The 20685-nt window shown below is 45.3% G+C and carries 17 protein-coding genes; 14 read left to right on the top strand and 3 right to left on the bottom strand.

Features of this window, described 5'->3' with window-relative positions; translation table 11 throughout:
- Positions 1-159 precede the first annotated feature (159 nt).
- On the top strand, positions 160-1653 hold the full coding sequence (locus HMPREF0650_RS05340) for an oligosaccharide flippase family protein (protein WP_040562558.1): 1494 nt from the start codon (positions 160-162) through the stop codon (positions 1651-1653).
- A 256-nt stretch (positions 1654-1909) separates the two neighbouring features.
- On the opposite strand, the gene HMPREF0650_RS05335 is transcribed toward HMPREF0650_RS05340, so the two are convergent.
- Complete coding sequence (locus HMPREF0650_RS05335; protein ID WP_004348954.1) at positions 1910-3082, bottom strand: porin; 1173 nt, start codon at positions 3080-3082, stop codon at positions 1910-1912.
- A gap of 231 nt (positions 3083-3313) precedes the next feature.
- Between HMPREF0650_RS05335 and HMPREF0650_RS05330 the strand changes: the two genes are divergently transcribed.
- From HMPREF0650_RS05330 to carB, 4 genes are all read left to right on the top strand, one after another.
- Positions 3314-4114 carry a polysaccharide biosynthesis/export family protein gene (locus HMPREF0650_RS05330; RefSeq protein ID WP_004348953.1) on the top strand — a complete coding sequence of 267 codons (801 nt, stop codon included), beginning with the start codon at positions 3314-3316 and terminating at the stop codon, positions 4112-4114.
- A gap of 127 nt (positions 4115-4241) precedes the next feature.
- Positions 4242-6128 carry an amidophosphoribosyltransferase gene (locus tag HMPREF0650_RS05325; protein WP_004348952.1) on the top strand — a complete coding sequence of 629 codons (1887 nt, stop codon included), beginning with the start codon at positions 4242-4244 and terminating at the stop codon, positions 6126-6128.
- A 16-nt stretch (positions 6129-6144) separates the two neighbouring features.
- On the top strand, positions 6145-7221 hold the full coding sequence (gene carA, locus HMPREF0650_RS05320; protein WP_004348951.1) for a glutamine-hydrolyzing carbamoyl-phosphate synthase small subunit: 1077 nt from the start codon (positions 6145-6147) through the stop codon (positions 7219-7221).
- 9 nt (positions 7222-7230) lie between these two features.
- Complete coding sequence (gene carB, locus HMPREF0650_RS05315) at positions 7231-10461, top strand: carbamoyl-phosphate synthase (glutamine-hydrolyzing) large subunit (protein WP_004348949.1); 3231 nt, start codon at positions 7231-7233, stop codon at positions 10459-10461.
- Between the two features lie 169 nt (positions 10462-10630).
- Here the strand turns inward: carB and HMPREF0650_RS05310 are convergent, their stop codons facing one another.
- Positions 10631-10825: a hypothetical protein gene (locus tag HMPREF0650_RS05310; protein ID WP_245543461.1), complete on the bottom strand. Its 195-nt coding sequence runs from the start codon at positions 10823-10825 to the stop codon at positions 10631-10633.
- 307 nt (positions 10826-11132) lie between these two features.
- Here HMPREF0650_RS05310 and mtaB point away from each other — a divergent pair, with 307 nt between their 5' ends.
- The 3 genes from mtaB (at position 11133) to HMPREF0650_RS05295 (ending at position 14417) form a co-directional block, all read left to right on the top strand.
- Positions 11133-12494, top strand: coding sequence for a tRNA (N(6)-L-threonylcarbamoyladenosine(37)-C(2))-methylthiotransferase MtaB (gene mtaB / locus HMPREF0650_RS05305; protein WP_004348945.1), 1362 nt, complete (start codon positions 11133-11135; stop codon positions 12492-12494).
- Positions 12491-13504, top strand: coding sequence for a glycosyltransferase family 2 protein (locus HMPREF0650_RS05300; RefSeq protein WP_004348943.1), 1014 nt, complete (start codon positions 12491-12493; stop codon positions 13502-13504). The genes mtaB and HMPREF0650_RS05300 overlap by 4 nt, the downstream gene beginning before the upstream one ends.
- Before the next feature lie 109 nt (positions 13505-13613).
- Complete coding sequence (locus HMPREF0650_RS05295; RefSeq protein WP_040562531.1) at positions 13614-14417, top strand: gliding motility protein GldB-related protein; 804 nt, start codon at positions 13614-13616, stop codon at positions 14415-14417.
- Between the two features lie 243 nt (positions 14418-14660).
- Here the strand turns inward: HMPREF0650_RS05295 and HMPREF0650_RS13065 are convergent, their stop codons facing one another.
- A complete protein-coding gene (locus tag HMPREF0650_RS13065; RefSeq protein ID WP_155813581.1) occupies positions 14661-14825 on the bottom strand; it encodes a hypothetical protein in 165 nt (54 codons plus the stop codon).
- Between the two features lie 3 nt (positions 14826-14828).
- Here HMPREF0650_RS13065 and HMPREF0650_RS05285 point away from each other — a divergent pair, with 3 nt between their 5' ends.
- The 6 genes from HMPREF0650_RS05285 (at position 14829) to HMPREF0650_RS05260 (ending at position 20629) form a co-directional block, all read left to right on the top strand.
- A complete protein-coding gene (locus HMPREF0650_RS05285; RefSeq protein ID WP_004348939.1) occupies positions 14829-16076 on the top strand; it encodes an MFS transporter in 1248 nt (415 codons plus the stop codon).
- Complete coding sequence (locus tag HMPREF0650_RS05280; protein WP_004348937.1) at positions 16073-16624, top strand: bifunctional nuclease family protein; 552 nt, start codon at positions 16073-16075, stop codon at positions 16622-16624. Before HMPREF0650_RS05285 ends, HMPREF0650_RS05280 begins: the two co-directional genes overlap by 4 nt.
- A 9-nt stretch (positions 16625-16633) precedes the next feature.
- Positions 16634-17359, top strand: a complete 726-nt coding sequence (locus HMPREF0650_RS05275; protein ID WP_004348935.1) for a 16S rRNA (uracil(1498)-N(3))-methyltransferase — start codon at positions 16634-16636, stop codon at positions 17357-17359.
- A gap of 94 nt (positions 17360-17453) precedes the next feature.
- Positions 17454-18791 carry a DUF4836 family protein gene (locus HMPREF0650_RS05270; protein ID WP_004348933.1) on the top strand — a complete coding sequence of 446 codons (1338 nt, stop codon included), beginning with the start codon at positions 17454-17456 and terminating at the stop codon, positions 18789-18791.
- Positions 18792-18794: 3 nt separating this feature from the next.
- Positions 18795-19439: an ATP-binding cassette domain-containing protein gene (locus tag HMPREF0650_RS05265; RefSeq protein WP_004348932.1), complete on the top strand. Its 645-nt coding sequence runs from the start codon at positions 18795-18797 to the stop codon at positions 19437-19439.
- Positions 19436-20629 carry a transporter gene (locus HMPREF0650_RS05260; protein WP_004348930.1) on the top strand — a complete coding sequence of 398 codons (1194 nt, stop codon included), beginning with the start codon at positions 19436-19438 and terminating at the stop codon, positions 20627-20629. The genes HMPREF0650_RS05265 and HMPREF0650_RS05260 overlap by 4 nt, the downstream gene beginning before the upstream one ends.
- Positions 20630-20685 lie beyond the last annotated feature (56 nt).

The raw sequence follows: 20685 nt of genomic DNA, 5'->3' as shown, positions 1-20685 counted from the left end.
TATTAGAGGGAGGGGTTGCAACTGGGTTTTACGACTGACCCATTTTATGCAAAGATAAGGGTTTTCTTCATACCTTGCACATTTGCTCCGATAATTCTTTTGTGTTAAAATAATTGTCGGCGAAAGTAATAAATGTTATTAGGTGTCGTTTTATCAATGATGACTGTGGAACGACGTAACAACAGCTATACGCATATTTTAAAGTATACCAGTTTGTTTGGTGGTGTGGAAGGCTTTATAGTCTTGATCAGCATCATCCGCAACAAACTTATCGCACTGATCCTGGGGCCGGACGGCATGGGGCTCATGTCCTTATTCAACTCCACCATCAAGTTGGTGTCCGATTCTACCAATTTTGGCTTGGGCATGAGTGCGGTCAGAGAGTTGTCTGCCTGTTACGAAACCGGTGATCGGGCTGCCATTCAGCACCAAATCTCTGTGGTTCGGGCTTGGGGCGTCTTCACTTCATTGCTGGGTATGTTCGCATGTGTCGCCCTAAGTCCCGTGTTGGATCGATGGATTTTTGACTGGGGCGACCATTCACTGCATTTTGCTCTGTTGTCCGTCATCATCGGAATGGCTGCCATCACTCGGGTTGAACTGGCTATACTGAAAGCAGTGAGAAAACTGAGTGCCTTAGCTAAAATCTCTGTTTATCATGTAGTGGGCGCGTTAATCACCTCCATCCCCATGTATTATATATGGGGAGAAACGGCCATCATCCCTTCGCTCATCGTCATGGCACTCATCCAGATGCTCCTCACGCTTCATTATAGCAACCATCTCTATCCCTTTCGCATCTCGTTTAACACGGCTTTGATGTCAGAAGGCTTGGGAATGATACGCTTGGGTATCGCTTTCGTGTTGACTGGCGTGATTGGCAGTGGCGCTGACCTCTTGATTCGCCGTTATCTCAACATAGCGGGATCGATGGGCACCGTGGGCCTGTATAATGCCGGCTACATGATGACAATGACCTATGCCGGCATTGTTTTTTCTTCCATGGAGTCAGATTATTTTCCTCGGTTGTCTGCCATCAAGGCCAATGGTGCCGCACTGAGCAAGGTTGTCAACAACCAGATAGAGGTATCTTTGCTGCTGGTGGCCCCCATGCTGGTGGCCTTTATCGTGTGCACGCCTATCCTTCTGCCTTTGTTGTACAGCAGCGAATTTATGTCGATACAAGCCATGGTTCAGGTTGTCTTGTTGGCTATGTACATGAGGGCCATCAAGTTGCCCATTGCCTACATACCGTTGGCAAAAGGTAATTCTAGGCTCTATCTGCTCATGGAGGGGCTGTACAATGTGGTGTTGGTCGTAGCCGTGATTTACGGCTACAGGCTGTTCGGACTCTTTGGAACTGGCGTTGCTATTACCTTAACGGCCGTTTTCGATTTTTGTTTATTGTTCTTCTTCATGCATCATACCTACCAATATCAGGTTTCTTCATCAGTCGTTCGATACGCGCTCATCCAAATGCCCATCGGACTACTTGCTTTTTTCCTAACCACGGTGGACAATCCATGGATTTATTGGGTGGTAGGCGGCCTTCTCACCACAGTCAGTCTTATCATATCCCTGCAAATTTTGCGTAGAAAAACCAATCTTTGGGAAAAGTTGAAGGCCAAACTGGGAGGCTGGTTCTCTGTGTGAACATTAGCTTTTGGGCACTCTGAAGCGTCGATGGCGCACGAGGGTAGCGGTGTGTTTTATCACGTTCAGCCGCTTGAAAATGCTACCTTTTGAGTAATAAATTTGTGTTGTCAAATGGTAGTGGCTATACATCCATTGCAATTCACATCACTTTGGGGTCCAAAGTCAAAGAGATTGGCAGCCAAACTCAATGGGTTTGGCTGCCAATCTCTATGTGTTTGTAACTCCTTGATAGACAGGTTGATTACCTGTGTGTTTAGAATCTGTAGTCCACTTGTACGTCTATGACGGAGTAATTGTGGTTTCCGTCAGCCAAAGAGCGGTCGTTGGTGTAGGCGTATTCGGCACTAATCAACATGTTTTTGGTGAACGAATAGTTGCATCCAATTTCATATTGGGTCTTCGACTGGTTCCATTCTCCGGTTGGGCGGTACATGTCATAGCGCGCTTTTACCCGCAATTTAGATTTGATGATTGGGGCCATCACCAGTGCATAGGCACCATCGGCCTTGTCACCTGCCTTATAATTGATGTTGGCATTGGTGGCATTGGATGGATTTTGATAGGTTTGTGTAAAACTCAAACCTGTAGAATGAATGTATTCAGAGCGGAACGTCCAGTCGTTGACAAGATATTCGGCAGAGAAGGCATACCGGTTTTGCCTCAAAGAGCGAACACCCGATTGCGTTTGGTTCACTGTCTTGCCACTGGCATCGGTGGTTGTGATGGGGTTGTGCTGTTCGTCAAGCACGTTCCATGTGCCCTTCCGGGCGTAAGTACCCGTCCAACCGAAAGCGCCAATCCTCATGCCTTTGACGGGCATTACCCACAGACCGCCGATGATGTCTTTCTTTTGATCCACATCCTTCACGTTGATTCCCTGTCCGTTGAACACGCCTACCTGGTAGTGCAACAGCTTGCGCCCATGGCTGTTGCTCAGGAAATCACCCTGCAACTGCAGACCGATGTCGCGGCCGTTCGATGCATGACCACCCGCACGGTCATTAAAACCTGTAAGTTTTAGTATGGTTTGCGCATAGCTCATGAAGCCTTGCTCCATGGGGTGCATAGGATTTTCAAAGCTAAAGGGTCGCTTGAACTGTCCCATCTTGATTCTTAAATAGTCGGTCTTTTGCCATTCTGCGAAGGCGTCGACGATGCGTGGACTGCTTCCAAGATTGGTGGTATTGCCGTTGAACTGTATTTGGGTCTTCCAATAAAAATCGTTCGCGATTCTACCGTCAAGTGACAGTCGAACCATACGGATGTTGAAAGTGTTTGATTCGGCATCCTTCTGCGAGCTGTATCTATATTGTGTCATTCCATAACCGGAAAGTTTCACATTGTTAAGCCATGTAGGCAATTTTACTTGCGCATGAGCAGAAATGGCCATTGCGGCTGCCAATGCCAAGAGAGTTTCTTTTTTCATAATTTAGATGTTAATACCATGATTTTGTTAATTAATGTGCTAAATTACTATATTTTTTTGATAATTGACATTATGTTTCATAAAAAACGAGTTGAACAATCGTCTTGCCACACATCCTGCGTGTGCATTTTTCCCTCTTAAAATGTTTTCAACAATTAATGATAGAATAATTTGTCAGTATCAAAAAATAAGATTATTTTTGCGGTTGTTTACAAGCAAAGATACAATCTTATGAAGAAATTCTTTTTACCAATTGTCGTATTGACGATGGTTGTGCTGCTGGGAAGTTGCTCAAGCGGTAAAGAAGTACCGTATTTTCAAAATATTGATGAGATTAGTTTGGCAGGATCTAAAGGTCTCTACGATGCCAAGATTATGCCAAAAGACATGCTGACCATTACGGTGAGTACAACAGATCCCGCAGCAGCGGCTCCTTTCAACCTGTCTGTAGGGAACACGGTGGGAGCATCAGGCCAGTTGTCGAACGGTGCTGGTAATCTTCAAGGATATCTCGTGGACAATGATGGAAATATCAATTTCCCCGTCATCGGACACATACACGTTCAGGGTATGACCAAATCACAGTGTCAGGACATGATTCGTGGAAAGCTGCTGCCTTACATGGCCGCTACGGAGAATCCAATTGTTACGGTGCGAATGTCAAGCTATCGTGTAACGGTCACGGGAGAGGTAAATCGTCCTGGGGTCATTCCGGTATCTACCGAAAAGATGAGCATCGTGGAAGCGTTGGCCCAGGCTGGTGACTTGACGGTTTATGGTAAACGAGATAACATCATGCTGATTCGTGAAGATGAGACAGGACAGAAAAAGATGGTTCGGCTCAACATGAATGATGCAAACTTGATTAACTCGCCCTATTATTATCTGCAACAAAACGATATTATATATGTACAGCCAAATAGCGTGAAGTCAAAGAACGCCGGTATCGGTCCGTCAACCACTTTGTGGTTTTCGTTCATTGGTATCGTGACGTCGATTTCTTCTTTGTTAGTAAACATTTTGAGAAATTAAGAGAAGACGGATAATGACTTTTCAGAATAAAAATGAAGAATACCATGATATGATGTTGTGATATTCTTCATTTTTTTATTTTGTGAGCCAGCATGACACAACAATTAGCAGATAAGAGGATAATGATATGGAACCGTTAAAGCATGAATGTGGAGTGGCGATGATTCGCCTGTTGAAACCTTTGAAATATTACCAAGACAAATATGGTACCTGGCAATATGCGCTCAACAAGTTGTACCTGATGATGGAAAAACAGCATAACCGTGGGCAGGAGGGTGCTGGTATGGCATGCGTTAAACTTGGTTCAGAGCCAGGCACCGAACACATGTTCAGGGAGCGGGCTGAAGGTAAGAACGCCATCACGGAGATATTTGGTAACGTGAGGAGTGTGTTTATGGGAGAATCACCCGAGAACATGACAGACATCGAGTATGTGAGAAAGAAACTGCCTTTTGCCGGAGAGTTGTACATGGGGCACTTGCGTTACTCTACAACGGGGAAGAAAGGACTGTCGTATGTTCATCCTTTCATGCGACGAAACAATTGGAGAGCCAAGAATCTTTGTCTGTGCGGCAACTTCAACATGACAAATGTGGAAGAAATCTTCCAAAAATTGATACAACAGGGACAGTGTCCTCGCATCAACAGTGACAGCTACCTGATGCTCGAGTTTATGGGTCATCGATTGGATCGTGAAGTAGAGCGCAATTATGTGAATGCCAAATCGCTGGGATTGGAGAACATGGATATCACCCGTTACATCGAAGACCATGTGCAGATGAGCAATGTGTTGAAGACGACCATGCAAGATTTTGATGGCGGGTACGTCGTATGTGGCATCACTGGGTCGGGTGAAATGTTCTCCATGCGCGATCCGTGGGGCATCAGACCAGCCTTTTATTATAAGAATGACGAGGTGGTGGTGCTGGCCAGTGAGCGTCCCGTCTTGCAGACAACCTTTGATTTGGAGTGTGATGACATCTGCGAGTTGCAACCTGGACAGGCACTGCTGGTCAAACGTAACGGCGAGTGTAGCATCGAACAGATATTAGAACAACGCGGCAATTCACCATGTTCGTTCGAACGAATCTATTTTAGTCGAGGTTCTGACCGTGACATTTACAAAGAGCGGAAGAAGTTAGGAGAACTCTTGACGCCGGCCGTGTTAAAGGCTATCGATAACGATACGGCGCACACGGTCTTCTCGTTCATTCCTAATACGGCGGAAGTGGCGTTCTATGGTTTGTTGCAAGGCTTCAAACAGCACGTTCATCAGAAGAAAATCCAGACGATACAATCCTTGGGACATGTGCCAACGACAGCAGAGTTGGAGGATATTTTATCTGAATCGGTTCGTTCGGAGAAGGTAGCGTGGAAAGACATTAAGCTGCGCACCTTCATCACCGAAGGCAATTCGCGCAATGATTTGGCTTCGCATGTTTATGACATTACATACGAGAGCTTGGTGGCTTATCAAGACAACCTGGTGATTATTGATGACAGTATCGTTCGTGGAACGACATTGAAGGAGAGCATCCTGCACATCCTCGATCGTCTTCATCCCAAGAAAATCATCATCGTTTCCAGCGCACCCCAGATACGCTATCCTGACTATTATGGAATAGATATGTCGAGTTTGCAGGAGTTTTGTGTCTTCCGCGCAGCCATCAAGTTGCTGAAGGATCAGGGTAAAGAAGATACGATTGGTGACGTTTACGCTGCATGTTTGGAAGAACTCAAGAAGCCTGTGGAAGAGATGCGCAATTGTGTTCGCGACATTTATGAGCCATTTACGGTGGAAGAGATTAATGAGAAAATCGTTGAAATGCTTCGTCCGAAAGATGTCACCACCCCGATAGAGTTGGTGTTCCAGTCCATTGACGGTCTGCATCAAGCCATTCCAAACCATCGCGGAGACTGGTACTTTACTGGTTTGTACCCAACACCCAATGGCATGAAGCTCTGTAATCAGGCTTTCATTGATTACTATGAGAAAGAATATAAACAATCATGATTAAACAATTGATATAATGAAGAATGTGACGCTTGTATTATCTGATGGAACTCGTTTCCACGGAAAATCTTTTGGGTACGATGCACCTGTGGCTGGAGAGGTGGTTTTCAATACAGCCATGATGGGCTATCCGGAGAGTTTGACTGATCCATCGTACGAAGGCCAATTGTTGACACTTACATTTCCTTTGGTGGGCAACTACGGAGTGCCTCCATTTACCATGGAGGAAAATGGCATTCCTTCTTTTATGGAAAGCGAGCGAATACATGCTTCCGCTCTGATTGTATCCGATTACAGCGATTACTACAGTCATTGGAATGCGGTTGAAAGCCTTTCTGAATGGCTGAAACGTGAGAAAGTGACGGGCATCACTGGCATAGACACGCGTGAACTGACCAAGGTGTTGCGCGAGAATGGTGTCATGATGGGAAAGATTTTGTTTGATGAAAATCCCGAACTCATCCCCGAAGCTGACTATGCCGGCATAAACTTCGTAGACCGGGTGAGTTGCAAGGAGATCATTCGTTACAATGAAGGTGCGGGCAAGAAGGTCGTGTTGGTTGATTGTGGCGTCAAGGCAAACATCATCCGAAGTCTTTTAAGTCGTGGTGTCGAAGTGGTTCGCGTTCCTTGGAACTATGATTATACAGACATGGAGTTCGATGGTTTGTTCTTAGCCAATGGGCCTGGTGATCCCGACATGTGCGAAGAGGCGGTGAACATCATCCGCAAGCAAATCAGTGAGTCACGAAAACCGATTTGCGGTATTTGCATGGGTAATCAATTGTTGGCAAAGGCTGGCGGTGCCACCATCTATAAACTGAAGTACGGTCATCGCTCACATAACCAGCCAGTGCGACAAGTTGGAACCAACAAATGCTATGTAACGAGTCAGAATCATGGATATGCCGTTGACGCAAAGACGTTGGAAACCGATTGGGAAGAATTGTTTGTGAACATGAATGACGGGAGCAATGAAGGCATTCGCCATAAAACCAATCCTTGGTTCTCATCTCAGTTTCATCCTGAAGCATGTTCGGGACCGGTTGACACCTCGTTCATATTCGATAAATTCATTGAGACATTAAAGTAAGAGAAAACTATGAAAGACGAAAATATAAAGAAAGTTCTGCTACTGGGTTCTGGCGCATTGAAGATTGGTGAAGCTGGTGAATTTGATTATTCTGGTTCACAAGCATTGAAAGCACTTCGTCAAGAAGGCGTCTCCACCGTGTTGATTAACCCGAATATTGCAACGGTTCAGACTTCAGAAGGGGTGGCCGACAAGATTTATTTCCTACCGGTTCAGCCCTATTTCGTGGAGCGTGTCATCCAAAAGGAAAAACCTGACGGCATCCTGTTGTCGTTTGGCGGGCAAACAGCCTTGAATTGTGGCGTGGAATTATATAAGAGTGGCATCCTCGAAAAATACCATGTGCGCGTGCTGGGTACGCCGGTTCAGGCCATTATCGATACGGAGGATCGCGAACTCTTCGTGGAGAAGCTGCGCGAGATTGACGTTAAAACCATCAAAAGCGAAGCGTGTGAAAACATTGAGCAGGCTCGCAAAGCCGCCAAAAGCTTAGGCTACCCTGTGATTATCCGTGCCGCTTATGCTCTTGGAGGACTGGGTAGTGGATTCTGTGACAACGAGGAAGAACTGAACAAGCTGGCTGAAAAGTCATTTTCTTTTTCGCCACAAGTGCTCGTAGAAAAGAGCTTGAAGGGATGGAAGGAAATAGAATATGAGGTGGTTCGCGACCGATATGACAATTGTGTCACCGTATGTAACATGGAAAACTTCGACCCGCTTGGCATTCACACTGGTGAGTCGATTGTCATCGCGCCTTCACAGACCTTGTCAAACAGTGAGTATCACAAGCTGCGTGAGTTGTCTATCAGAATCATTCGACACATCGGAATCATTGGAGAGTGTAACGTTCAGTATGCGTTCGACCCCGAAAGCGAGGAGTACCGCGTCATTGAAGTGAATGCAAGGTTGAGCCGCAGCTCCGCTTTGGCCAGCAAGGCAACAGGCTATCCCTTGGCGTTTGTGGCGGCAAAGTTAGGAATGGGTTACGGTTTGTTCGACCTGAAGAACTCCGTTACCAAGACCACCAGTGCCTTCTTCGAACCGGCTCTCGACTATGTGGTATGCAAAATTCCACGTTGGGACCTGTCCAAATTCCGTGGCGTAGACAAAGAATTGGGCTCTTCCATGAAGTCTGTTGGAGAAGTAATGGCCATTGGACGCAACTTTGAAGAGGCTATCCAGAAGGGACTTCGCATGATTGGACAAGGGATGCACGGCTTTGTGGAGAACAAAGAACTTGAGATTGAGAACATTGACGGGGCTTTGCGCGAGCCAACCGACAAGCGCGTGTTCATCATTTCCAAGGCCATGCACAAGGGATATACCATTGATCAGATACACGAGTTGACCAAGATTGACAAGTGGTTCTTGCAGAAGCTCAAGCACATCATCGATATAGACGAAGCTCTGAAACGCTGTACCAGTATCAATGTCTTGGACAAGGAGTTGCTGCGTACGGCCAAAGTCTATGGCTTCACTGACTTCCAGATTGCGCGTGCCGTAGGTCTCGAGGCCGAAATGGCCAACATGCACCAGGCCATGCTCGTGGTTCGGAAGCTCAGAAAGACATACGGCATCTTGCCAGTAGTGAAGCAAATTGACACTTTGGCGGCCGAGTATCCGGCACAGACCAATTATCTGTATATGACTTATGCAGGCGTTGCCCATGATGTGGCGTTTGAGAAAGACAAACAATCCATCATCGTGCTGGGGTCGGGCGCTTACCGTATCGGCAGCTCTGTTGAGTTCGACTGGTGCGGAGTACAGGCGTTGAACACCATTCGACGTGAAGGTTATCGGTCGGTGATGATCAATTATAACCCCGAAACCGTTTCGACGGATTATGATATGTGCGACCGTTTGTATTTCGACGAGTTGACCTTTGAGCGTGTTATGGATATCGTTGAACTGGAAATGCCGCATGGTGTCATCGTATCAACCGGCGGTCAGATACCCAACAACTTGGCAATGAAACTCGACGAACAGCATGTACCCATCTTGGGAACAGCCGCTAAGGACATCGATCATGCAGAGGATCGCGCTAAATTTTCTTCCCTGTTGTCGCAACATGGCATCAATCAACCAGAGTGGAGTGCGCTAACCTCCATGGACGACATCAATGAATTTGTCGATAGGGTAGGGTTCCCGGTTTTGGTTCGCCCTTCTTATGTCCTCTCAGGCGCTGCCATGAACGTGTGCTCTAATAAGGAAGAGTTGGAAAGATTCTTGAAGTTGGCTGCCAACGTGAGTGAGGATCATCCCGTTGTGGTGTCAAAGTTCATTGAAAATGCCAAAGAAATAGAGATGGATGCTGTCGCCATGAAGGGCGAGATCATGGCCTACGCCATATCAGAACACATCGAGTTTGCCGGCGTTCATTCTGGAGATGCAACCATTCAGTTCCCGCCACAGAAGTTGTATGTCGAAACCGTTCGTCGTATCAAACGAGTGAGTCGCCAAATAGTCAGTGCACTGCATATCAATGGGCCATTCAACATTCAGTTCATGGCCCGTGACAACGACATTCTGGTCATCGAGTGCAACTTGCGCGCTTCACGTTCATTCCCGTTTGTCAGCAAAGTGCTGAAGCTCAATCTCATCGACCTAGCAACAAAGATCATGCTCGGAGTGCCTGTTGAGAAACCCAGGAAAAACCTGTTCGACTTGGATTACGTGGGCATTAAGGCTTCGCAATTCTCGTTCAACCGCTTGCAGAAGGCTGATCCGGTCTTGGGCGTAGACATGTCGTCTACCGGTGAAGTGGGGTGTTTGGGAGATGATACCAATCAGGCTTTGTTAAAGAGTATGCTCAGCGTTGGTCACCGCATCCCCAAACATACCGTGTTGCTTTCAACGGGTGGAGCTAAGCAGAAGGCGGAAATGCTGGATGCAGCGAAGATGTTGAAGCAGCATGGTTACGAACTTTATGCAACGGCAGGCACCAGTCAGTATCTCCATGAAAACGGTATTGATAATACCATGGTATATTGGCCAAGCGATGAAGCAAAAGAACCGCAGGCTCTCACACTGTTGCATGAACATAAAATAGATATGGTGGTGAACATCCCGAAAGATCTTACACCGCGTGAGTTGACCAATGGCTACAAGATTCGTCGCGCAGCCATCGACCTCAATGTGCCACTGATTACAAACAGTAGGTTGGCCAGTGCGTTTATATCTGCCTTCTGTACTCTGAAGATGGATGATATTGACATCAAGGCCTGGGATGAGTTCAAGTAAGTTTCTGAGTTTTTGAGTTTTTGAGTTGGTGAGTATGTCTCTTCGCACAACCAATACAAGAACTCAAAAACTCAGAAACTCTAAACTTAAAAACTTATATAAAAACTTATACAAAAAAACCATCACTCACGAGGAGTGATGGTTGTTCTCTCAATTTTGTTCGTATTGATTACTGAGCCTGAGCTACAGAGTCAACTGCACCAGTAACAGAGTCAACAGCAGCAGCAGCTGTAGAGTCAGCAGCTTCCATTGTAGAATCTACTACAGAGTCAGCGGTTGCTTCCAAAGAGTCAACGGCAGCTTCTGTCTGAGATGTTTTGTTACCACAAGATGCAAATGAGATAGCTGCTACAGCTACGAACATTAAAACTAATTTCTTCATTTCTTTGCTTTTTAAATCTGTAAAACAATCATTTGTTTATTAAAACATTGCAAAGGTAAGGCTTTTTTCCTTACCCAATACTTTTTTTTAGTCTTTTTTTTGCTTTTGTTTGTAACTTTTCTGTAACTACCTGATAAACACTTGTTTATAGTTGTTAAAAATATGTTAAATATTTACGGCTTCTCATAGAGTTTACAAAAATAAGGCATGAAATCGACAATTTGAATGCTCATGTACAGCCATCTGAACTTTTTTCTTTAATTTTGCATACCATATTAAATAAGGTAAGATGATTGATACAAGTGCTTTTCAAGGTAAAACCGCTTCCTATTATACACTGGGTTGTAAACTAAATTTTTCAGAAACTTCTACGTTCGGAGAGATGCTCCAAGAATTGGGCGTTCGTACCGTTGACAGAGGTGAGCGTGCTGACATCTGCCTAATTAACACCTGTTCGGTCACCGAAGTTGCCGACCATAAATGCAGGCAAGCCATTCGTAGAATGGTGCGAGAGAACCCCGGTGCGTTTATCATTGTCACCGGTTGTTATGCCCAACTCGAATCAGAAGCAGTGAGCAAGATACCGGGTGTGGACCTGGTTTTGGGCTCTAATGAGAAAGCCCACTTGGTGCAATATCTCAATGATGCGTGGTTGCACAGGAATGCACTTCGTGAGCAGGGGGATGAAGTGACTGATGGTCTGCATGCATTCCAATCGGTCAAGACGAAAGACATCAAGACCTTCCAGCCCTCTTGTTCGAAAGGTAACCGCACACGGTATTTCCTCAAAGTGCAAGATGGGTGCAACTATTTTTGCACCTATTGCACCATACCATTCGCACGCGGCTTCTCCCGCAATCCTTCCATTGCGTCTTTGGTTCAGCAGGCCGAGCAGGCTGCGGAAGAAGGTGGGAAGGAAATCGTGCTCACGGGTGTCAATATTGGTGAATTTGGCGAACGAACCGATGAGACTTTTTTAGACCTTGTCAAGGCACTTGATCAGGTGGAGGGCATCCGTAGATTTCGAATTTCCAGTTTGGAGCCCGATTTAATGGCCGACGAGTTGATTGATTATTGCGCGCAATCCAGAGCCTTCATGCCTCATTTCCATATCCCCTTGCAAAGTGGGTCTGACGAAGTGCTTAAATTGATGCATCGTCATTACGATACCTCGCTGTTTGCCGACAAGATACACCATATTAAAGAGGTGATGCCGCATGCCTTTATCGGTGTGGATGTCATGGTAGGTTGCAGAGGAGAAAAGCCCGAATATTTTGAAGAAAGCTACGAGTTCATTCGTTCACTTGACGTCACACAGCTACACGTCTTCCCTTATTCCGAGCGTCCCGGCACCCGTGCGCTGTCCATTCCGTATGTCGTTTCAGAGCATGACAAGAAGTTGCGTTCGAAGCGTCTATTGCAGTTGTCTGACGAAAAGACGCATGCTTTTTATGCCAAGTATGTGGGGCAGGAGGCTGAGGTGCTGTTTGAGAAGGCTAATCGCGGCCGGGCCATGCACGGTTTCACTCGTAACTACATTCGTGTGGAAATGCCCGCAGCATTGGCCAAAGAAGAATTTGATAACCAATTGATAACGGTCAAGTTGGGTGACTTCAATCATGACCGATCTGCATTAAAAGCAATGATATGAAAGTAGCTATTGTCATTTTGAACTGGAACGGAGCCAAGATGTTGTCAACCTACCTCCCTTCCGTCATCAATTATTCTCGCGACGAAGCCGAAATCTTTGTGGCAGACAATGCGTCGACTGATGATTCCATGTCATGGTTGTCAAAACATTACCCCATGGTGAAGCAAATTGCCCTGGATCGTAATTGGGGTTTTGCCGAAGGCTACAACAAGGCTTTGGGCCATATCGATGCCGAGTACTACATATTGCTCAATTCCGACATTGAAGTAACCCATCACTGGTTAACACCACTCATTGAGTTTATGGACGCTCATCCGCAGGTGGCAGCGTGTCAGCCCAAGCTGTTGTCGGTTTTTGACCATGACCAGTTTGAGTATGCGGGCGCTTGCGGAGGATTTATTGACAGATATGGCTATCCATTTTGCCGTGGCCGTATCTTTCAGACGGTAGAAAATGATGATGGTCAGTATGATGATTCTTGCAAGATAGCATGGGCTACGGGTGCGTGTCTGATGATTCGTTCTCACGATTATTGGGAGGCCGGAGGGTTAGATGGCCGTTTCTTCGCCCATAGTGAGGAGATAGATTTGTGCTGGCGCTTGCGCTCACGCGGCCGTGATATCTATTGTGTGCCCGACAGTCAGGTGTACCATGTGGGTGGAGGAACGCTGCCCAAGAACAATCCGATGAAAACGTTCCTGAATTTTAGGAACAATTTGACCATGCTTTATAAAAACCTTAATGACAAAGATTTGAAACATGTTATGCGCGTTCGGTGGTGGCTCGACTATCTTGCAGCCTTGCAAATGCTGTTGTTGGGGCACCATTGGGGCGACTTCTGCGCCGTGTTCAAGGCCAGAAAAGCATTCAAACGCTGGCGTCATGAATATGACTTTGACCGGCAGAAGATACAAAACAGCAGGTTGGTGCAAGATGAAGAAATTCTGAGTCCTTATTCCATTCTTTGGAAATATTATGTCAAAGGAAAGAAAAAATACAGTGAAATCTAAGCGGAATTAAAGTAATTTTGGCTTAAATTTATCTTTTTTTAGTTTAAAATTTGCTACTTATTATATTTTTGCTTAATTTTGCTCATAATAAGGATAATGTGTATTCGTTTTGAAGCAATATTATAGTCTATTATTTTTAGCCCTCCTGTTGTGTAGCGCTTGTCAGCTAAAACTCAAGCCCTACAATCAAGAAGATCAGAAGATGCTGGTAGAAGTACAGCGCTATGATCGTCTGGAGAGCCGTTATCTCACGACGGGAGATTTCTCGGCGCTTCAACAAATGAATACCACCTATCCCATGGAAACCCGCACGTTGATAGAAGACGTTTTGGATTTGGGCGAAGTGAACGAACCGTACATCAATTCAAAATTCCTTAATTTCTACCAAGACTCTCTGCTGCAGGTCCTCATTTCTGACGCTGAAGCTGAATATGCTGACATGGATGACATCAACAAAGAGCTTAGCAGTGTCTTCATGAAGTTGCAAAAGTTGCTGCCGGGGCTTGAAATCCCCACTGTCTATGCGCAAATTGGCGCGCTCAATCAGAGTGTGGTGGTGGGCGACAAGCTGATTGGTATTTCGTTGGATAAGTATTTGGGAGAAAACTATTCGGTATATAAGAAATATTATTCCGAGCAACAACGACAGTCCATGACACGCGAATACATCGTGCCCGACTGTATTGTTTTCTATCTGTTGAGCGTCTATCCCATGGAAGATCACGGAGTGAACACGCAGGTGGAAAAAGATTTGCACATGGCTAAGATTATGTGGACGGCCAACAAAGTGCTGGGTAAGCGATTTTTCAAGAGCGACTATGTGAATGTTGTCGACAGATTCATGCGGAAACATAAGAGCATCTCGGTAGCTGCACTGCTAAAACTGGATGACTATTCCAAATTTGAGGTATAGGGTGATGTCTTGAATTTAAACTTATACCTAATTTTGCCTGATTAATTCATACATATTATCATACTTCTATGCCAGTTCAATAGCATTGAGTTTGGCGGTTAAAGTCATTGTTATTTAGGGGTAAACTCATTGAGTTTGGCGGTCAAAGTCATTGCTATTGAAAATCAATATGTGCTTTCTTGGATTTCTTCCTTGTTTGGCATTCCGAAAAAAAAGATTTTTTTATTTTGCGCATTCTTACATTTAGCTTACCTTTGCATAAGACAGGTATCGCCTCGGCAACTCCAAACAAGCTTGGTTGCGCTCGGCTCGCACTGTCTTTGCATAAGACAGGCATCGCCTCGGCAACTTCAAACCAGCTTGGTTGCGCTCGGCTCGCACTGTCTTTGCACGACATAAATAATACATGAAATGAACTTAAAAGTACGTTTGGCGGCAATGAATTTTCTTGAATTTGCCGTATGGGGTTCCTATCTTACTTGCATGGGAATTTATTTAACCAACATTGGAATGGCTTCCAACATAGGTGCATTCTTTGCAATGCAAGGTGTTGTATCCATCTTCATGCCTGCATTGATGGGCATCGTGGCTGACCGTTTGGTGCCTGCTCAACGCCTTTTAGGCTATTGTCACCTGCTGGCTGGCTTGTTTATGTTTGCGGCAGCCTACTATGGGATGAGCCAAGGAAGCAATGCTGAGTTTGGTATACTCTTCACTCTTTATTCATTCAGTGTGGCTTTTTACATGCCTACCTTGGCATTGACCAATTCGGTAGCCTACAATGCCTTGACGCAAGCGGGGATGGATACCATCAAGAACTTCCCACCAATACGTACATTCGGAACCATTGGCTTTATCTGTTCCATGTGGTTTGTTGATATCTTTGGCTTTAAGAGCGATCAAAATCAGTTTGTGGTCAGTGGCGTTTTGAGCATTCTCTTGTTTCTCTACACCTTCACGTTGCCTCATTGTCCTACGTCCAAGGGGCAGCATGCAACTGGTTTGGTTGAAGCCTTTGGATTGAAGGCGTTCTCCTTGTTCAAACAAAAGCGAATGGCCATCTTCTTTATCTTCTCCATGCTATTGGGTGTGAGTTTGCAGATAACCAATGGTTTTGCAACACCTTTTATTGAAAGTTTCAAGGCGTTGCCTGAATATGCGGGCACGTTTGGAGTGAAATATCCAGTGATACTTTATTCTTTGTCACAGGTCAGTGAAACCCTTTGCATCTTGATGATACCTTTCTTCATGAAGCGTTACGGCATCAAGAACGTGATGTTGATTGCCATGTTCGCATGGGTACTGCGGTTTGCCTTGCTTGGATTAGGAAATCCAGGTGACCGCGTATGGATGTTTGTGCTGTCCATGATTATCTATGGCGTTGCCTTTGACTTCTTCAACATCAGCGGCTCGTTGTATGTGGACAAAGCAACCGAGCCGGCTCTTCGCTCCAGTGCGCAAGGTTTGTTCATGCTCATGACCAACGGTATCGGCGCAACAATCGGTTCATTGGCTGCACAGGCTGTGGTTACCTCGAATACCATCAATGGCGTTACCAATTGGTCGGCCTGCTGGTATGCATTCGCCGGATATGCCTTGGTGGTGGGGGTGAGCTTTGCTCTGTTGTTTAAACCCAAGAAAAATATGGTGAAGGCATGAACAAGGTACGGCTGATTTTTAAGAGCGTAACAGAGATTGTGGGTTCTGACGATGTGGGATTGCTCATCCTGGTGGATGAACAACAACAGCGTCAGCTTACCATCCCATGTGACCGCAACATGCTGAATCAGTTTAGTCTTCGTGTACAAAAGGTCCCAATCACGAACATGATGCTGCCAGAAGTGCTGTGGCAGGTCATCCGTTCGCAAACTACGTTGCGCTTTGAGATTCTCATCAACGACCTGATTGAGGGACAGTACAGGGCTGTGTTGTATAATGTAGAAACGCTTGAGCCCATCTTGATACGCATCAGTGACGCCATGTTGTTGGCCTATGTCAGCGACATTCCCGTATATATTTATGAGAAATTGATGAAAAAGCAGAGTGTGAAGTATGTTCACAATGCGCAGGGCATGTCTATTCCAGTAAACACCTTGACGGATGAAATGTTGAGAAAGGCATTGAACAAGGCCATTGAGGATGAGCATTATGAATTGGCGTCCCTGTTAAGAGATGAGATGAAACGACGCAATTTGCTTGATATTTGATGTTTGAATATGAAAGAAGCCAGATATTTTTACGTTCCTAATGCTGCCCAGGCTACTGAATTGCCGCTGGAAGAGGCGCGGCATGCTGTCAGCGTTCTGCGACTGAAAGCCGGTGATGAAATATTCTTAATGGACGGAGAGGGTTCTTTTTACCAGGCAAATGTCACACTTGCGGCAACCAAACATTGTATGTATGACATAGTGAAAGCGTTGCCGCAGCAGAAAACATGGAAAGGACATGTACATTTGGCTATCGCACCAACCAAGATGATGGATAGGATGGAATGGATGATTGAGAAGATGACTGAGGTTGGATTTGATGAAATCACGTTTCTGGACTGTCGCTTCTCAGAGCGCAAAAAACTACGAATTGACCGTTTGGAAAAGATTGTTATCGCTGCAATGAAGCAGAGTAGAAAGGCTTGGAAACCCGTAGTTCATCCCATCATGTCCTTTCAAGACTTTGTCAATCAGCAGCGAGAGGGTGGCCTGTACATTGCCCATTGTTACACGGAGATAGCCAGAAAGGATTTCCTTAGCGAGATACAGCAAGCTAATGATCAACAAGATATTACCATGCTAGTAGGGCCTGAAGGTGATTTCTCCATGGACGAAGTGAAGCAAGCCCTTGAAAAGGGGTTCTCGTCTGTGTCATTAGGGCAAAACAGATTGAGGACAGAAACCGCAGGACTGGTGTCAATCGTGATGTCACAAGTGGTAAAACGCGTCTTATAGTCCATGATAGAAAAGGCTGAAAACATATAACAGACCCAGGAAAGGTGCCTCTTTGACAGTCTGATGTTTCATTAATAGAAAGGTAAGATTTAACATGAAAGTATTCAAATTATATTGCATTTCCGTATGCTTGCTCATCATTGCTTTTTTGTCATCTTGTTCAGATGGCGAATATCGCCAAGCCATTCCTAAGTCAAGCACTGCTTTAGTGTCGTTTGATGTCAGTAAGATAAGTGGGGTAAACAGCGCCACATTACTGAAAGTACTGCTCCGGATGAAGAATTTGGATGAGAGTGGCATCGATTTGACGCACAAGATTTATCTTTTTGAATCGCCTGACGGGAACTTAGGTATCTGTGCGAAAGTGCAGGACAAAGGGAAGTTGGAACAGATGTTCGTGAAGATGAACAGCAATCCCGTGAAGTATCGTGAGGCCTATTTTGCGCAAGTTAATGACTCTTGGATTGCTGGTTACAATGATCAGTCGCTCTTAATCATGGGACCTTTGCCTCTTACTGCGCAGGAAGTCATGAAAGGAACGATGGCTAAATATCTGCAACAAGACGAGGAAAATAGCGTGATAGCTTCTCCTATGTTTGAAAAGTTGGAGAGCATTAGCAGTCCTATGGCGATGGTTGCACAGGCGAAAGCTTTGCCTGAACAGCTTGTTGCACCGATGACGTTAGGCACTCCGAAGGGTGTAGATGGGTCACAAGTGCTGATAGCAGCTGAAATGAGTATCGAAAAACGATGCCTGACCATCCAAGGTAGACCGTTTTCTTTTAACCAACGCATCAATCAAGAGATTGAAGAGTCGTTCAAAGTATATCGTCCCATCACCGATGTTTACCTGCAATCCATGTCAAACGAGGCCTTGTTGGGCATGTTCGTGAACGTAGATGGGCAGAAGTTTTTGCCCATTTTGCAGCATAACAAGGGCCTTCAAGTGTTGCTGACAGGTATCAATCAGGCGATAGATATGGACAACATCATACGCAGTGTTGATGGTGACATGTGCATCATTGTTCCAAACTATTCTGAGGGAGCCATTCAATTGTCGATGGTCGCGCGTCTTGCGCATACAAAATGGCTGGCTGACATCCCATATTGGAAGCAGTCAGTGCCGCAAGGTGCTAAATTGACGGATGCCGGTAAGAACATCTATTCCTATTCAGATGGCAAGACCAACTTCTGTTTCGGGGTGAGTGAGGACAAACAGTTCTTCAGCGGTAGCAGCAAGCAAGAAGCGTTGGCTTCAATTGGTCAAGCGAAAACACCACTGCCCGAGCAGCTGCAAAAACAAATCAAAGGGCAGAAAATGGTCATGGTGATTCATTTCAACGATGTGCGAAACGAAACGATGAAAGTGTTTGTTGATTTGCTGAAGCCCGTGTTTGGGCCTGTTAACACCATGGTATATAAATTGAAATAAAAGGTGGATACTATCACATTGAACAAGGTTCTGCCGCATGTCTTTACACATGTGCAAGGATTGGTGTCGGATGTTTGGAATGAAGAAATCACCTTCCACAAGGGACATTATTATCTGTTGGAAGCCAATTCTGGCAAAGGAAAGAGTACGTTTTGTAGTTATTTGATAGGGTATCGGCGTGATTTCGATGGAACAATCTTGTTTGATGAGCAGAATATCAACGCACTCACAATCAAAAACTGGGTAGAAATTCGCACCCGGCAGGTCAGTTATCTCTTTCAAGAGTTGCGCTTATTCTCCGAATTAACCGCTCTTGAGAACGTTATGATTAAGAACAACATGACGCACTTCAAGACCAAAGCGCAAATTCTTGATTGGTTTGAAGAGTTGGGTGTGGCAGACAAGGTGAACGTCAGGATAGGACAGATGTCCTTTGGACAACAACAACGCGTGGCACTAATACGCTCGCTCGTCCAACCTTTTGATTTCTTGTTGGCAGACGAACCTATCAGTCACCTTGATGATGGCAACTCCAACGCCATGGCACAAGTTCTCTTGCGTGAGGCTACTCAACAAGGAGCCGGCGTCATTGTTACGAGTATCGGCAAACATCTAGCATTAAAATATGATAAGGTTGTAAGACTATGACGCTTGTTTGGAAACTTCTTCGGCAACATGTGAGCATTCCTCAGTTTGTAGGTTTTTTCTTTGCAAACCTGTTTGGGATGATTGTCATTCTTTTGGGATATCAGTTTTATCGTGACGTTATACCTGTGTTCAACAGCGATGACAGCTTCATGAAGGCCGATTATCTCACCGTCAGTAAGAAAACAGGAACGACATCCACCATCAGTGGTGAGGACAACACGTTCAATGGGGCAGAGATTGAAGACTTAAGACAGCAGCCTTTCGTCAAAAAGTTGGGCGCATTCACCTCGGCCGAGTATAAGGTGAATGTAACGCTGTACGTCAAGGAAACTAAATTGCTTGATTCCGAATTCTTTTTCGAGAGCATTCCCGATTCGTTTGTCGATGTTCCGCTTGCCCAATGGCATTATGACGAAGGCAGCAAGACGGTGCCCATCATCCTGCCCAGGTCATACATCACCATGTATAATTTCGGTTATGCGCGCAATCACTCATTACCGAACATCTCTGAAGGTGTGGTGGGAATGTTAAATGTGCGGATGGCCATTCATGGCAATGGTAAGGATGAAGTGTTTGAAGGAAAAGTCATTGGATTCTCTGGTAAATTGAATTCCATCCTCGTTCCCATGTCATTCATGTCGTGGAGCAACCATCACTTTGCGCCACACGCGACAAGCAACCCCAACAGATTAATCGCTGACGTGTCGAGCACACGCGACGGTGCCATCGCAAAATACTTGGATAGCCATGCGTATGAGGTAGAAGACAGCAATCTTGCCAACGAGAAGGCCATCTCGTTCTTATCGTTAGTCGTGTCCATCGTGATGGTCGTAGGCTTGTTCATATCCCTCTTGAGCTTCTATATTCTGCTCTTAAGCATTTATCTTCTCGTACAAAAGAATGCGGACAAACTTGAAAATCTCTTGCTGATAGGTTATCGTCCGCTTCAGGTGTCGAAGCCATACATCTTCCTGACACTCATGCTGAACGTCGCAGTTTTACTGATAGCCGTTCTGGCCGTGTATTGTATTCGGGATTATTACATTGAAATACTGTATGCCATGCTTCCAAGCATTGACAAAACCAGTATGCTTCCTACTTTTTTATTGGGATTTGTTATCCTGGCGATTGTATCTTTCATCAACAGTGTGATTATCTATCGCAGAATCTCTGCTTTATACAAAAAATAAAAAAAAGGCAATGGTCTTCACAGATAATCGCCTTCAAATCTTCAATAGGTATTAGT

It is taken from the genome of Hoylesella buccalis ATCC 35310, from assembly GCF_000177075.1.
Lineage (GTDB): Bacteria > Bacteroidota > Bacteroidia > Bacteroidales > Bacteroidaceae > Prevotella > Prevotella buccalis.
Note: the sequence above shows the minus strand (reverse complement) of the source record. Positions and strands in the feature narration are given on the sequence as shown.